We start from the raw sequence: 14542 nt of genomic DNA, 5'->3' as shown, positions 1-14542 counted from the left end.
TTCAGCTTTCCTAGAGTATTTGGTTACATTTAGCCTGTGGTCGTAACGAACGAACTTGCCTGCAGGTATTCGAAGCTGTGGGTCGAGCCTTTGCCGACTGATTCAACGTATTGCGACGGGGGTGGCTTTTGCAGGAATTTATCGTCAAGAAGTACCGGACAATGATCCGGACGTTTACCTACATCGGTTGGTCCTTGTTCTGGCTGCTGATCTGGGACGTTGTCGTCACCGCCGACTTCATGCTGTTTCTGGATCGCAAGATCACCCTGCCATCGATGCCCCTGACTCTGCTGGGTTCTGCGCTGGTGGTGCTGACCAGCTTCCGCAACACGAGCGCATACAACCGCTGGTGGGAAGCGCGCACGTTATGGGGCGCGCTGGTGAATAACTCCCGCAGTTTCGCCCGGCAGGTGCTGACGTTCATTGATGACGAGGACGGCCTGAACCCGGTCAAGGCCACACTGCTGCGCCGTCACGTGGCTTACGTCGAATGCCTCTCGGCCCATCTGAAGGGCAGCGATTGCGCCGAGCAGGTGACCGCGATGATTTCCCGGGAAGAGTACGAGCGCCGTACCCGCACCAACAACTTCCCCAACGCGATTCTCAATGAGTCTGCCGCGATCATCGCGCAGGAATACAAGGCCGGCCGCCTGGACAGCATCCGTCTGGAGCGCCTCGAAGCGACGCTGGTGGAAATTTCCAATAATCAGGGCGGAATGGAGCGCATCGCCAATACGCCGTTGCCTTACCCCTACGTGACGTTTCCGCGCCTGTTCATCACGCTGTTCTGCATCATTGTGCCGATCGGCCTGGTAGACACGCTGGGATGGTTCACGCCGCTGGCGTCCACCGTGGTGGGCTTCATGCTGCTGGCAATCGAGAAAATCGGCACCGACCTGCAAAGCCCGTTCAAAGCCTCCGAGCACGAGATCCAGATGAAAGCGCTGTGCGAAAACATCTCCGGCAATCTGAATTCGATGCTGCAGGACGCGATGGATAAGCGGCCGGTTGAAGTGGCTTATTCGTAGATCTAGATATTCCCTGCGTCCCGGCTCTGCGAGGTCAGCATTAAATGCTACATAGCGTGGGACGTTTTGAATTAGCGAGCCGCTACCGGATGTGAAATGGCGTAAGACGTCGGCGAGCTGTATCACCTGGTGACGTTTATCCCCGTGCTGCTGATCTATGTTGGCTATGGTTAAAGCCGTTGGGCGGAGTCATGGCCCTATCGACATAAATCATACCCGTAACGGGTATACACTCAGAATCAGGTGATCGGATGATGGTGCTGAAGCGAAGGGATTTCGCAAAGTGGCAAGCTGGCGAAAATCTTTCCGACAACGCGCTCTGCGATGCAGTTGCAGAGATGGAAGACGGTTTGGTCGACGCGGATTTGGGAGGAAGCTTGTACAAGAAGCGAGTCGCCCGGTCCGGCGGAGGGAAGAGCAGCGGTTATCGTACCCTGCTATCCGCGAGGTCGGGAGACAGCTACGTGTTTCTGATCGGTTTTGCGAAAAGCGCCCGAGCAAATATTACGGCTGAGGAAAAGAAGGCTCTGCGCTATGCGGGCAAAGTTTTTCTCGGCCTGCCCGAGGATGCAATGGTGTTGGCTTTGCGGGCTGGAACGTTAGAGGAGGTTCACTGTGACCAGTAAAATCATTGAGGCGCTACGGGCAGATATCGCCGAGCTTTATGCGGAAGGCGCTGTGGGCAAGATCACCCTGCGCGAGTTTGAGTCGATATGCCCAGCACCCGTCCGGGAGCTTAGCCCTGGGGATATACGGAACTTGAGGCTGGCGTTGAATTTCAGCCAGCCTGTATTCGCGCTGCACCTTAACACTACAGCTTCAACGGTACGCAAATGGGAACAGGGCGATAGCCGTCCTGCAGGACCTGCGTTGAAATTGCTGAATGTCATCGCCGACAAAGGCCTGCAGACCATCATCTGAGCGGCGCTAGTCGCTCAGCGCAATTCCCCACACATATCCAGCTCCACCAACCGCCGCACGTCATCCCCATTCAGTCCAGCCCCCAACAGTGCATGCAGCTTGCCGAATGCGGCTTCGCGGGTCATGCCGCCGCCGGACAGCACGCCGACACCGCGCAGACGACTGCCGGCCTCATACACATCCAGTTCGACGCCGCCTTCGTGGCATTGGGTAATCGCCACGACGACGACGCCTTGCCGGTGCGCACGCTGCAGGCTGCCAAGAAAGTTGGCGTTATCGCTGGGCCCCGTGCCGCTGCCGAAGCATTCCAGCACAAGACCCTGAATACCGCTGTCGATCAGACCGTCGAGCTGAGCGGCGCCAATGCCGGGAAACAGGGGCAGCACGGCGACGTTCGCCAGTTGCCTGGGCTGACGATAATCCAGTGCCGCTGGCAACGCCGATGCGGCCTCACCACCCCGAGCGCGATTAAGTGCCGCGAACGGATTACGGCCGAAGCTGCGGATCTTCGCGCAACGAGTGGGCTCGAGCAGCTCGCCGTGGAAGTACAGATGCACCCCCGAGGCGAGCCCGTGACCCAACGCCTGCAAGGCGCCGTTGACGTTTTCCCAGGCATCGCTGTCGGGAACCCCCGCTGGCAGCATGGAGCCGGTGAACACCACAGGGGCATTCAGGCCCAACAGTTGAAAGCTCATGGCCGCTGCGCTGTAGGCCAGGGTGTCGGTGCCGTGCAGGATCAGCACGGCATCGCAACCTTGCGCTTCAATTGCCTCGACCACCGCCTCACGCAAGCGCTGCCAGTAGGCGGGCGTCATGTTGGCGCTGTCGATCAGGGGAGACATTTCGCGGAACGTCCACTGCGGCACGACCATTTCGGGCAGTGCAGCCAGTTGCTCAGCCATGCGCGCTTCAAAGCCGGAAGCGGGCGCCAGCCCGTTTTCGCTGGCCTGCATGCCGATGGTTCCACCGGTATACAGCACCATCACCTGGCGGGCTGGTGCGTGGTTTTCGCGGTTCATGCCTGTCTCCCTCAGTAGACGTTCAAATGATCAACGCGGGTCCGCGACGGGTTTGCCGCTGATCGCTTGCGCGTGGGCCGCAGGCTGAGCGGCATCAGGCTTTGGCCAGGCTTTCAGGTCCAGGTCCAGATCGGGGAACTGGCTGGAGTCGAAGACTGGCGTCTTGATGCCGGCTTTACGCTGGGCATCGTAGTCGTTCAACACCCGCAGCGCGATTTTGAACAGCATCGCCAACGCGATCAGGTTGACGAAGGCCAGCAGCGTCATGGTGATGTCGGCGAAGGCGAACACCGTGCCCAGATCTTCAACGGCGCCCCACAGAATCAGCGCAAGGACCAATACGCGATAGAAGAAGATCGCCTTGCGGTTCTCGCCCAGCAGGAAGCGCAGGCTGTTTTCGCCCAGGTAGTAGTTGTAGAGGATGGAGGTGAACACGAACAGCGCCAGCGCCACGCTGATGAACAGTCTGCCCCAGTCACCGACGACGGCGGCGAGGGAGTTCTGCGTCAGGGCAATACCATCGCCTTCGAAGCCAGGCGTGTAGAAACCCGACAGCAGGATCAGCAGCGCGGTGCAGGTGCAGATGACGAAAGTGTCGAGGAATACGCTGAACGCCTGAACCACACCCTGTGCAACCGGGTGCTCGACCTGAGCGACCGCTGCAACGTTGGGCGCACTGCCCAGCCCGGCTTCGTTGGCGAAGACGCCACGTTTGACGCCCATGACAATGGCGCTGCCGATTAGGCCACCGAACACTTCATCCATGCCGAACGCGCTTTTGACGATGGTCATCAGCATGTGCGGAACGTGTTCGAACTGCACGCCGATGACATACAGCGTGACGGCGATATAGACCAGCGTCTTGATCGGCACCAGCAGGTCGGCGACCTTGGCGATGCGCTTGATCCCGCCGACGAACACCAGACCCAGCAGAATCGCCAGACCGACGCCGGCGTAGCTCGGCGAGATCTTGAACGCGTCGTTGAGCGAGTGGGTCACGGCGTGGGATTGCAGGCCGTTGAAGGCAAAACCGAAGGTCACCAGCAACAACACCGCCATGATCATGCCCAGCCAGCGTTTGCCCAGCCCGTGCTGAATGTAATACGACGGACCGCCGCGGAACTGGCCTTCGGCGTCGCAGCGTTTGTACAGTTGGCCGAGGGAGCATTCGAAAAAGCTGCTCGCCATGCCGACAAGGGCAGTGACCCACATCCAGAACACTGCGCCGGGGCCACCCAGGGTCACGGCAATGCCGACGCCTGCGATGTTGCCGGCGCCAACACGGCCGGCAAGGCTCAGCATCAAGGCCTGAAATGAACTCAACTGGCCCGCGCTGCTGCGCAGACTGTCGCGAAACACGGCGAACATGTGAAAGAAGTGACGGAACTGAACGAAACGCGAGCGAATCGTGAAATATCCACCGAGCCCTACAATGAGCACGATCAGTACTTTTCCCGAGAGGAAGTCGTTGATGACTTCAAGCATTGGTGTTTCCTCGCTTTCTTAGAGGGTGCGCACTATACCGGCGCGCGTTATTGGAGTCTTTATCCGGTTTGTTTCAAGCCCGAATGATGCTGGGCAAAAAAAAGGGCCTGGAAGCGTGTGCTCCCGGCCCTCAAAAGGGTGAGGGGTGTCTAGACCCTCAGCCTGGTGATCATGTTGCAAGTGCTGCAGAGCCGGACGATCAAGCCTTCAAGGGCACGAGTCGCGGCGCAATCATGTTCTCGGGGCGCAGGATGTCCGCCAGCATGACGTCATCGAGCAAGCCCTCTTCACGCACCAGTTCCAGCACGCCGCGACCTGTTTCGAGCGCGACACGGGCAATGCGAGTGGCATTTTCGTAGCCGATGTACGGGTTCAGCGCAGTGACGAGGCCGATCGAGTGCTCGACCAGCTCACGGCAGCGCACTTCGTTGGCGGTAATGCCGACGATGCAGTGCTCGCGCAGCATGTCCATGGCGCGCTGCAGCAGGCGGATCGAGTCGAAGATCTTGTAGGCGATCAACGGCTCCATCACGTTCAGCTGCAACTGGCCTCCTTCGGCCGCAATGGTCAGTGCCAGGTCGTTGCCCATGATTTCGAAGGCGCACATGTTCACCGCCTCCGGAATCACCGGATTCACCTTGCCCGGCATGATCGAGCTGCCTGGCTGACGGGCAGGGAGGTTGATTTCGTTTATGCCGGTACGCGGGCCGCTGGAGAGCAGGCGCAGGTCGTTGCAGATCTTCGACAGCTTGACCGCGGTGCGCTTGAGCATCCCGGAGAACAGCACGAAAGCACCCATGTCGGAAGTTGCTTCGATCAGGTCCGCAGCTGGCACCAGCGGCTGGCCGCTGATGGTCGCCAGACGCTGAACGGCCAGGTGCTGATAACCAGGGTCGGCGTTGATGCCGGTACCGATGGCAGTGCCGCCGAGGTTAACTTCGGTCAGCAGCTCAGGCGCCAGGCTGCGCAGGCGGTTGAGGTCTTCTGTCAAGGTGGTGGCGAAGGCGCGGAATTCCTGACCCAGGGTCATTGGCACCGCGTCTTGCAGTTGGGTACGACCCATTTTCAACACGTGGTTGAACTCGTGGCCTTTGGCCGCGAACGCCTGAATCAGGCTGTCGAGGCTGGCGAGCAGCGCGTCGTGGCCCAACAGCAGACCCAGGCGAATGGCCGTCGGGTAGGCGTCGTTGGTGGACTGCGCCATGTTCACGTCGTTGTTCGGGTGCAGGAATGTGTATTCGCCTTTGGCATGGCCCATCGCTTCGAGCGCGATGTTGGCGATGACTTCGTTGGCGTTCATGTTGGTGGAGGTGCCGGCACCGCCTTGAATCATGTCGACGACGAACTGATCGTGGAAATCACCGCGGATCAGCCGTGCGCAGGCTTCGCTGATGCCCGCATGTTTCTCGTTGCTCAAATGGCCCAGCTGATGGTTTGCGTCCGTTGCTGCCTGCTTGACCATCGCCAGGGCTACGACCAGCTTTGGGTAGTGCGAAAGCGGAACGCCAGAGAGGCGGAAGTTGTGCACTGCGCGCAGGGTCTGGATGCCGTAATACGCTTCAGCGGGTACTTCGAGAACGCCAAGCAAGTCTTTTTCGATGCGAAATGATGCAGCGGAGGACATGATAGAGAAAGTCTCAAGATGGGCACGGACTAAGCCGGAACGCCCTTGATACTAGGCCTGTAGGCTATTCTGGACCAATGCTGTAAAACGCTGCCCTATGCGCAATCGGCATAATGCCGTGGTGACGTGGGGATTGTTGCAAGCGTGTGAATCAGTGTATGACGCTCCCGTTTGCGCCTGCGTATGCGTAACTTCTTTTAGGTTGGAGAAACGATGAACCTGGAAAGCAAATGGCTGGAAGACTTCAGTGCGCTGGCCGCGACCCGCAGTTTTTCCCAGGCAGCGGAGCGTCGGTTCGTCACGCAACCGGCTTTCAGCCGGCGCATTCGCAGCCTCGAAGCAGCCTTGGGGCTGACGCTCGTCAATCGCTCTCGCACGCCGATCGAACTGACAGCGGCGGGGCAGTTATTCCTCGTCACCGCGCGCACGGTGGTCGACCAGCTCGGCGAAGTGCTGCGTCATTTGCACCATCTGGAAAGCGGGCAGGGCGAGGTCATGCAGATCGCTGCGGCGCACTCGCTGGCACTGAGTTTTTTTCCCCGCTGGATCGCGCAATTGCGCAACGAAGGGCTGAACATTGCCACACGCCTGGTCGCCACCAACGTCGGTGACGCGGTGCACGCGCTGCGTGAAGGCGGCTGCGATCTGATGCTGGCGTTCTACGACCCCGACGCGGCGCTGCAAATGGACGCCGAGATCTTCCCGTCGTTGCATCTGGGCGTGACCGAAATGCTGCCGGTCTGCTCGACGGACGAAGAGGGACGGCCGCTGTTCGACCTGGAAGGGGAGCAGAGCGTGCCGCTGCTGGCGTACAGCGCAGGTGCGTTTCTGGGTCGCTCGGTGAACCTGCTGTTGCGCCAGCGTAGCGTGCGCTTCACGACGATTTACGAAACGGCAATGGCCGACAGCCTCAAGGGCATGGCGTTGCAGGGGTTGGGGATCGCATGGGTGCCAAGGCTGAGCGTGACGGCGGAGCTCGAACGGGGAGAGCTGGTGATCTGCGGCGGCACTCAGTGGCACGTCCCGCTGGAGATTCGGCTGTACCGCTGCGCCTTGGTTCGCAAGGCCAATGTCCGGCTGCTGTGGCGCAAACTTGAAGCCGGCGGCACCTCGCCTGCCGCTTGACCTCGAAGTCAGCAAATCCGGGCTTGTACGGGCCGGTCTGGTTGGCTGACGGGAGGTCGCCGGCAGTCTGTCAAACGAGGATCTTTGCGGTATACTCCGCGGCCTTCGGCCGGTTCGACTGGTCATCATTTGTACAACAAGCCACGCCGGTCCTCCCGCGTGGCTTGTTGTTTTTAGCCGCGCCTGCGGGCGCCCGATGAGAGGCACGACGATGAGCGCACTGGTTGGCGTGATCATGGGCTCCAAGTCCGATTGGTCCACCCTTAGCCACACCGCCGACATGCTTGAAAAGCTCGGCATTCCGTACGAAGTCAAAGTGGTTTCGGCGCACCGCACGCCCGATCTGCTGTTCAAGTACGCCGAAGAAGCCGAAGGCCGTGGCATCGAGGTGATCATCGCCGGCGCCGGTGGCGCCGCTCACCTGCCAGGCATGTGCGCTGCCAAGACTCATCTGCCCGTTCTGGGTGTCCCGGTTCAGTCTTCCATGCTGTCGGGCGTCGATTCATTGCTCTCCATCGTGCAGATGCCTGCCGGCATTCCGGTCGCGACCCTGGCCATCGGCAAAGCAGGCGCGATCAACGCTGCGCTGTTGTCGGCCAGTATTCTGGGCGCCAAGCACCCACACTTCCACGCAGTGCTGAAGACATTCCGCGCTGAGCAGACAGACAGCGTTCTGGACAATCCAGACCCACGCGAGGCCTGAGGTTTTCATGAAGATCGGCGTAATCGGTGGCGGCCAGTTGGGTCGCATGTTGGCACTGGCGGGCACTCCGCTGGGGATGAACTTCGCCTTCCTTGACCCTGCACCGGACGCCTGCGCCGCTGCCCTTGGCGAACACCTGCTCGCTGATTACGGCGATCAGGAACACCTGCGGCTGCTGGCGAATGATGTTGATCTGGTCACCTTCGAATTTGAAAGCGTGCCGGCTGAAACCGTCGCTTTCCTGTCGCAGTTCGTGCCGGTTTACCCGAGTGCCGAAGCACTGCGCATCGCCCGCGATCGCTGGTTTGAAAAAAGCATGTTCAAGGACCTCGGCATCCCGACGCCGGCGTTCGCTGACATCCAGTCCCAGGCGGATCTGGACGCTGCGGTAGCCAGCATCGGTCTGCCGGCCGTGTTGAAAACCCGCACGCTGGGTTATGACGGCAAGGGCCAGAAAGTACTGCGCACCCCTGAAGACGTGAGCGACACCTTCGCCGAACTGGGCAGCGTGCCGTGCCTGCTGGAGGGCTTTGTGCCGTTCACCGGCGAAGTCTCGCTGATCACCGTACGCGCCCGTGATGGCGAAACCCGCTTCTATCCGCTGGTTCACAACACCCATGACAGCGGCATCCTGCGCCTGTCCATCGCCAGCACCGACCACCCGTTGCAGGCATTGGCCGAAGACTACGCCGGTCGTGTGCTCAAGCAGCTGGATTATGTAGGGGTGCTGGCCTTTGAGTTCTTCGAAGTCGATGGCGGCCTGAAAGCCAACGAGATCGCCCCGCGCGTCCACAACTCGGGCCACTGGACCACCGAAGGCGCCGAGTGCAGCCAGTTCGAGAACCATCTGCGCGCTGTTGCCGGTCTGCCGTTGGGTTCGACGGCCAAGGTCGGCGAAAGCGCGATGCTCAATTTCATCGGTGAAGTGCCGGCAGTGGATCAGGTCATCGCCGTCGAAGATTGCCATCTGCACCACTACGGCAAAGCCTTCAAGGCCGGGCGCAAGGTCGGCCACGCCACCGTGCGCAGCAAAGATCGCGCAACGCTGGATCGTCAGGTGAAACGGGTCGAAGCCTTGATCAAAAACTGATCACAGCGGTGTCCTGCACATCCTGTTGAACCATTCGCCACCGCTGCCCCTCTCATAGCGTGTTGCCGATAGCTAGCTAGGCTATTGGCATATTCATTCAAACAGAGGGACATGGCATGGGAATCATCGGAACCATCTTCATCGGCTTGATCGTAGGTCTGCTGGCGCGCTTCCTGAAGCCAGGCGACGACAGCATGGGCTGGATCATGACCATCCTGCTCGGCATCTGTGGCTCGCTGGCCGCCACTTATGGTGGTCAGGCGCTGGGTATCTATCGCGCAGGTGAGGGTGCAGGTTTCCTCGGTGCGCTCGTCGGCGCGATCATCCTGCTGGTGATCTACGGCATGATTAAAAAGCGTTAAGCACCGCTGGCCCTCTGCGCTATTGCTGCGCGGAGGGCTAGAATGCCCGGCACTCAACTCCTCCCGCCGAGCATCTCCAATGCGTCATCTCCTCTTCGTTTCACTGCTGCTGGTCTGCGGACTGGTACGCGCCGCTGAATTACCCGAAACCGACTGGCTCGAACTGATGCCGAAGTCGGATCAGAAAGCCCTCGAATCCATGCCCGAAATCGACCACAACTCGCCGGAAGGTCAGGGAACGTTCGACAGCAAGGGCGGTTTGAAGCAGAGCAAGGGCTTGCCTGCCGTCATGTACTCCACCAAAACCGTTGCGTCGATGAACGACAAAACCATCCGCCTGGGTGGCTATCCGGTGCCGCTGGAGACTGATGCGAAAGGCCACAGCACGCTGTTCTTCCTCGTCCCGTACCCGGGCGCCTGCATCCACGTGCCGCCACCGCCGCCGAATCAGCTGGTGCTGGTGCGCTATCCGAAAGGCCTGAAGATCTCCGACATTTACACACCGTTGTGGGTCATCGGCACCTTAAAGGTCGAGAAGGTCAGCAATGATCTCGCCGACGCCGCCTACGCGCTGGACGCGTCGAAAGTGCGTGTGGTGGTTGAGGCGGATTTGTAAGGACTGGCGCCGCGCACAGATCCCGATGGGACCGGCTCGACGCACTGTAGGACTGGCTTTAGCCGGGAAGACGTCGGGTGTTGCACCACAAAATTGATGGTGCTCAAACCGGCCCCTTCCCGGCTAATGCCGGTCCTACTAGTAGACTGCGTGCCTTCAGTGAGACTGGCTGTAGCGCTTACCGTCAGGCTTCTGCCAACGGCTCGGCCCAGATGCTGACGCTCAGCGCGTGCATATCACCCGGTTTGAGCGTCACGACGTCAGTCATGACGTTGGCTGTCTCAACGCATACCATGCTCTTCCAGCCATCAGCCTGCATATCGTCGAAGGTCAGGGTCTTGTCGATCCACGGATTCCAGACGATGGCCGATTGCGAACCCGCCGTCTGAATCTGAATACGGCGTTCCCATGTCGGGTCGACCACTGAGATCAGGTTAGGCGTGTCCTGATAAATCCGGTCCGTCTCGCCGGTGAACGTAATGTCACCCACCTGGACGTTCTGGGTGTCCCAGCTTTCCAGTGTGTTCAGGTACTCGACGCCATCCAGCCCTTCGATGCTGATCTGGGCCACGTCGCTCACCGCGAAATAACTGTGCAGCGCCTGGCTGAGCGTGACGTCTTCAGCACCAGCGTTGAAGCTCACCAGGCTGACATTCAGCGCGGCATCCAGGCGGATGTGCAGCTTCAGGCCAACGGCGTGCGGCCAGCCCGGCAAATGCCCTTCGGCCTGGGGCTGGATGAATTCGACGATCAATGCGTCGCCGTCCTCACCCACGCCCATCAACTCCCAGCCGATCGCCCGGACTTCACCGTGGGCCTTTGCCTGTTCGTCGCTCTCGCGCATGGCCTGCACGCTTTGTGGATTGCGCTGCAAATTGCCAAACCACGGCCAGCAGATGGGCATCCCGCCGCGAATAGGCTTACCCGATTTGAACAACGCCCCCGGGTTGGACCAGATCAGCGGCTTATCGCCGTCCACCTGGTAACTGATGATATGAGCGCCTTGCTGGGCGATCACCAGCTCGGCCTGGCCGTGGCGGATGCGCCAGCAGTTAAGCTCACCGAGCTGGAAGGATTCGACGTTTGACGTAGGCATAGGGGTTCTCACTCGAAGGACAGTGACTGAATCAGACTGCGCCAAGCTTGATGAGTTTGTTGCGCAAAGCCAAGGGCGGGCACATCGGCCCGCCCGGGCTTAAGGATCAGCGTCGGGCAGGCACCGAGCGGGTACGGCCGCTGCCGTCGATGGCGACAAAAACGAACACCGCTTCGGTCACCTTGCGCCATTCGCTGGACAGTGGATCATCGCTCCACACCTCGACCATCATCTGAATCGAGCTGCGGCCGATTTCCAGGGTCTGGGTATAGAACGACAACTGCGCCCCCACCGCGACGGGCACCAGGAACGCCATGCGGTCGATGGCTACAGTCGCCACACGTCCTCCGGCCACCTTGCTCGCCATGGCAGTACCGGCGAGGTCCATCTGGGAAACCAGCCAGCCGCCGAAAATATCGCCGAAGCCGTTGGTTTCGCGGGGCAGGGCGGTAATCTGCAGGGCAAGATCGCCCTGCGGTATCGGATCTTCTTGTTCGAGCTCAATCATTATTGGGTCCCTCTGACCCATGACTCTACTAAGTCTTCATTTTGTTTAAAGGGAAACTCTGCGAAAACGACTTGGGCAAATGGCTTCGCACAACTTCCCTGAAGAGCCCGGTTGAGTCGCGGCCGGCAAGTATATCGAGCGCGCCGTCTTGACACGACCGCCGCTTTTTCATGATGCCTTCGCGTCATTGCAATCCATGTGCATTTGTACGCAATTTGCTATCGTGCCGGACCGACCTGGCGCACTACGCCATTTTTGGCACGCAATTTTGATGCCCGATTAACTTTTCGAGTCGAGAAATCGCGTGTGAAGCCGTTACCCACGGTTGAGTCACCGTTGATTTTTCGCCCAAAGAGAGCCTCAAAAGAGAAGCCATTGTCATGTCCTCTGTGCCTTTAAGCGCCACACAGCCTTCGCGCCCGCTGAACCGTAACGATTACAAAACCCTTTCACTGTCTGCCCTGGGCGGAGCGTTGGAGTTCTACGACTTCATCATTTTCGTGTTCTTCGCAGCAGTAGTAGGCAAGCTGTTTTTCCCCGTAGATATGCCCGAATGGCTACGTTTGATGCAAACGTTTGGCATTTTTGCCGCCGGTTATCTGGCTCGGCCGCTGGGCGGCATCGTCATGGCGCACTTTGGTGACCTGCTGGGCCGCAAGAAAATGTTCACCCTGAGCATTTTCCTGATGGCCGTGCCGACGCTGATCATGGGCTTGCTGCCAACGTACGCGCAGATCGGCATCTGGGCGCCGATGTTGCTGCTGCTGATGCGCGTGATTCAAGGCGCCGCGATTGGTGGCGAAGTGCCTGGCGCGTGGGTATTCGTTTCCGAACACGTTCCCGCCCGTAACGTCGGTTACGCCTGCGGTACCCTCACGTCCGGCCTGACGGCCGGGATTTTGCTCGGCTCGCTGGTCGCTACCTGGATCAACAGCGTGTACTCGCCCGTTGAAGTATCGGACTACGCCTGGCGGATTCCTTTCCTGCTCGGTGGTGTCTTCGGTCTGATGTCGGTTTACCTGCGCCGCTGGCTGCACGAAACCCCGGTATTTGCCGAGCTTCAGCTGCGCAAGCAGCTGGCTGACGAAGTGCCGCTCAAGGCAGTCCTGCGCGATCACCGTGGCGCCGTTGTGCTGTCGATGCTGCTGACCTGGCTGCTCTCTGCCGGTGTGGTGGTGGTTATCCTGATGACCCCGACCCTGCTGCAAAAGGCCTATGGTTTCGCACCTGCCGATACCCTGAAAGCCAACAGCCTCGCCATTGTCTTGCTGAGTCTGGGGTGTATCGGGGCTGGCGCGCTGGCGGATCGAGTTGGCGCGGGCCTGGTGTTCCTGTTCGGCTCGCTCGGTCTGCTGGTGAGTTCGTGGACCTTCTACCACATGATCGGCACGCACCCGGATCTGCTGTATCCGCTCTATGCCATCACTGGTTTGTTTGTCGGCACTATCGGTGCCGTGCCCTTCGTGATGGTTAAGGCCTTCCCGCCGGTGGTTCGCTTCTCCGGGCTCTCATTTTCCTACAACCTGGCGTACGCCATCTTTGGAGGTTTAACGCCAATGGTCGTCAGCCTGATGTTCGCTGCCAACCCGATGGGGCCGGCGTGGTACGTGGCGATTCTTTGCGCCATGGGCATGGGGATCGGTATTTTCCTGATGAGAAGAAAGCCGGTCGAATCCTGATCGAACCATAGATAACCCCCCCCCCCCCGCTGAAACCGAAGCCGCCAGTCGTTATGACTGGCGCCTTTCATTTGATTGTCATATTCCGGTCATAGAGTGGTCACATGGCCATCAGCGATGGCGGCACTCTTCACCTCGCCAGGAGCAATGCATGACCTTCAAACGTTTGATGACGGCGCTGACTTTCGTGGCGGCTGGCGTGACTGTCGGCAATGCGTGTGCCGCCGTCGACCCGGCAATCAAGCCCTATGTCAAAACCAGTGGGGTCTCCGGGAATCTGTCCAGCGTGGGCTCCGACACACTGGCCAACCTGATGACGATGTGGGCCGAGGCCTACAAGAAAGAATACCCAAGCGTGAACATCCAGATTCAGGCCGCCGGCTCTTCGACAGCGCCGCCCGCACTGACTGAGGGCACTGCGACCCTGGGCCCCATGAGCCGCAAGATGAAAGACGGCGAATTGTCGGCCTTCGAGCAGAAGCACGGCTACAAACCGACGGCGATTCCCGTAGCGGTGGATGCGTTGGCAGTGTTCGTTCACAAGGACAACCCGATCAAGGGCCTGACGCTGCAGCAGGTCGACGCGATCTTTTCCGCCACCCGGCTGTGCGGCGCCAGAACCGATGCAAAAACCTGGGGCGATGTGGGCGTGACGGGGGATCTGGCCGGCAAGGCCATCCAGTTGTTCGGGCGTAATTCGGTTTCCGGCACCTACGGTTATTTCAAGGAAGTGGCGCTGTGCAAGGGCGACTTCAAACCCAACGTCAACGAACAGCCCGGCTCAGCGTCAGTGGTCAGCTCCATCAGCAATTCGCTGAACGGCATTGGCTACTCGGGCATTGGTTATAAAACGTCCAGCGTGCGAACCGTACCCCTGGCGAAAAAAGAAGGCGGCGAGTTCGTCGAAGACAACGAAGCCAACGCGCTGAATGGCACCTACCCACTGGCGCGCTTCCTTTATGTCTACGTCAACAAAGCGCCGAACAAACCGTTGAATCCGCTTGAAGCCGAGTTCGTCAAATTGATCCTGTCAAAACAAGGTCAGGAAGTTGTCATGAAAGACGGGTACATTCCGTTACCAGCCAAGGTCGCTAGCAAAGCCTTGGCTGATCTGGGGCTACAAGAACGGTAGCGAGCACGCTGCCCAGACAACCCTGAAGCGGGGTGACAGGTTCGTCCCGCCACAAACGACAAAGGCCTTATGGAACGAGGCTCGCAGAACACTGAACAGTCCGTTGCCCCGATTCAGGGGCGGCGGGCTTTTTTGCGTCACCTCGCTGTCATGT

Annotated in this window: 15 protein-coding genes; 10 read left to right on the top strand and 5 right to left on the bottom strand. The window is 59.7% G+C overall.

Annotated features, from left to right (window positions below):
* Positions 1 to 161: 161 nt before the first annotated feature.
* The 3 genes from SLW75_RS18240 (at position 162) to SLW75_RS18230 (ending at position 1949) form a co-directional block, all read left to right on the top strand.
* Positions 162 to 1028: a bestrophin family protein gene (locus tag SLW75_RS18240; protein ID WP_410928314.1), complete on the top strand. Its 867-nt coding sequence runs from the start codon at positions 162 to 164 to the stop codon at positions 1026 to 1028.
* 251 nt (positions 1029 to 1279) lie between these two features.
* On the top strand, positions 1280 to 1654 hold the full coding sequence (locus SLW75_RS18235; RefSeq protein ID WP_410935090.1) for a type II toxin-antitoxin system RelE/ParE family toxin: 375 nt from the start codon (positions 1280 to 1282) through the stop codon (positions 1652 to 1654).
* Positions 1644 to 1949, top strand: a complete 306-nt coding sequence (locus SLW75_RS18230) for a helix-turn-helix domain-containing protein (RefSeq protein ID WP_065988170.1) — start codon at positions 1644 to 1646, stop codon at positions 1947 to 1949. Before SLW75_RS18235 ends, SLW75_RS18230 begins: the two co-directional genes overlap by 11 nt.
* A gap of 14 nt (positions 1950 to 1963) precedes the next feature.
* Here SLW75_RS18230 and SLW75_RS18225 read toward each other — a convergent pair whose 3' ends face one another.
* The 3 genes from SLW75_RS18225 to SLW75_RS18215 form a co-directional block, all read right to left on the bottom strand.
* Positions 1964 to 2968 (bottom strand): asparaginase, encoded by a 1005-nt coding sequence (locus tag SLW75_RS18225; protein WP_410935089.1) that lies wholly within the window; start codon positions 2966 to 2968, stop codon positions 1964 to 1966.
* A 30-nt stretch (positions 2969 to 2998) separates the two neighbouring features.
* Entirely contained in the window at positions 2999 to 4453 is a 1455-nt protein-coding gene (locus tag SLW75_RS18220) for an alanine/glycine:cation symporter family protein (RefSeq protein ID WP_065988174.1), read from the bottom strand.
* A gap of 199 nt (positions 4454 to 4652) precedes the next feature.
* Positions 4653 to 6077, bottom strand: a complete 1425-nt coding sequence (locus SLW75_RS18215; protein ID WP_410935088.1) for an aspartate ammonia-lyase — start codon at positions 6075 to 6077, stop codon at positions 4653 to 4655.
* Positions 6078 to 6290: 213 nt separating this feature from the next.
* Between SLW75_RS18215 and SLW75_RS18210 the strand changes: the two genes are divergently transcribed.
* The 5 genes from SLW75_RS18210 to SLW75_RS18190 all read left to right on the top strand — a co-directional run bounded on the left by SLW75_RS18210 (position 6291) and on the right by SLW75_RS18190 (position 9973).
* Positions 6291 to 7202, top strand: coding sequence for a LysR substrate-binding domain-containing protein (locus tag SLW75_RS18210; RefSeq protein ID WP_133773913.1), 912 nt, complete (start codon positions 6291 to 6293; stop codon positions 7200 to 7202).
* Positions 7203 to 7413: 211 nt separating this feature from the next.
* Entirely contained in the window at positions 7414 to 7905 is a 492-nt protein-coding gene (purE, locus tag SLW75_RS18205) for a 5-(carboxyamino)imidazole ribonucleotide mutase (protein WP_065988179.1), read from the top strand.
* Between the two features lie 7 nt (positions 7906 to 7912).
* Entirely contained in the window at positions 7913 to 8995 is a 1083-nt protein-coding gene (locus SLW75_RS18200) for a 5-(carboxyamino)imidazole ribonucleotide synthase (protein WP_065988180.1), read from the top strand.
* Between the two features lie 116 nt (positions 8996 to 9111).
* A complete protein-coding gene (locus tag SLW75_RS18195; RefSeq protein ID WP_037016790.1) occupies positions 9112 to 9357 on the top strand; it encodes a GlsB/YeaQ/YmgE family stress response membrane protein in 246 nt (81 codons plus the stop codon).
* 79 nt (positions 9358 to 9436) lie between these two features.
* A complete protein-coding gene (locus tag SLW75_RS18190; protein WP_065988181.1) occupies positions 9437 to 9973 on the top strand; it encodes a DUF3299 domain-containing protein in 537 nt (178 codons plus the stop codon).
* Positions 9974 to 10157: 184 nt separating this feature from the next.
* On the opposite strand, the gene SLW75_RS18185 is transcribed toward SLW75_RS18190, so the two are convergent.
* Both SLW75_RS18185 and SLW75_RS18180 read right to left on the bottom strand, forming a co-directional pair.
* Positions 10158 to 11069: a D-hexose-6-phosphate mutarotase gene (locus tag SLW75_RS18185; protein ID WP_192130639.1), complete on the bottom strand. Its 912-nt coding sequence runs from the start codon at positions 11067 to 11069 to the stop codon at positions 10158 to 10160.
* A gap of 106 nt (positions 11070 to 11175) precedes the next feature.
* Entirely contained in the window at positions 11176 to 11577 is a 402-nt protein-coding gene (locus tag SLW75_RS18180) for an acyl-CoA thioesterase (RefSeq protein WP_037016781.1), read from the bottom strand.
* 380 nt (positions 11578 to 11957) lie between these two features.
* Here SLW75_RS18180 and SLW75_RS18175 point away from each other — a divergent pair, with 380 nt between their 5' ends.
* Entirely contained in the window at positions 11958 to 13256 is a 1299-nt protein-coding gene (locus SLW75_RS18175; protein WP_065988186.1) for an MFS transporter, read from the top strand.
* Between the two features lie 151 nt (positions 13257 to 13407).
* Positions 13408 to 14388, top strand: a complete 981-nt coding sequence (locus SLW75_RS18170) for a phosphate ABC transporter substrate-binding protein PstS family protein (RefSeq protein ID WP_410935087.1) — start codon at positions 13408 to 13410, stop codon at positions 14386 to 14388.
* Positions 14389 to 14542 lie beyond the last annotated feature (154 nt).

The organism is Pseudomonas sp. W5-01 (assembly GCF_046540435.1).
Lineage (GTDB): Bacteria > Pseudomonadota > Gammaproteobacteria > Pseudomonadales > Pseudomonadaceae > Aquipseudomonas > Aquipseudomonas graminis_B.
This window is presented reverse-complemented; position numbering and strand designations above follow the sequence as displayed.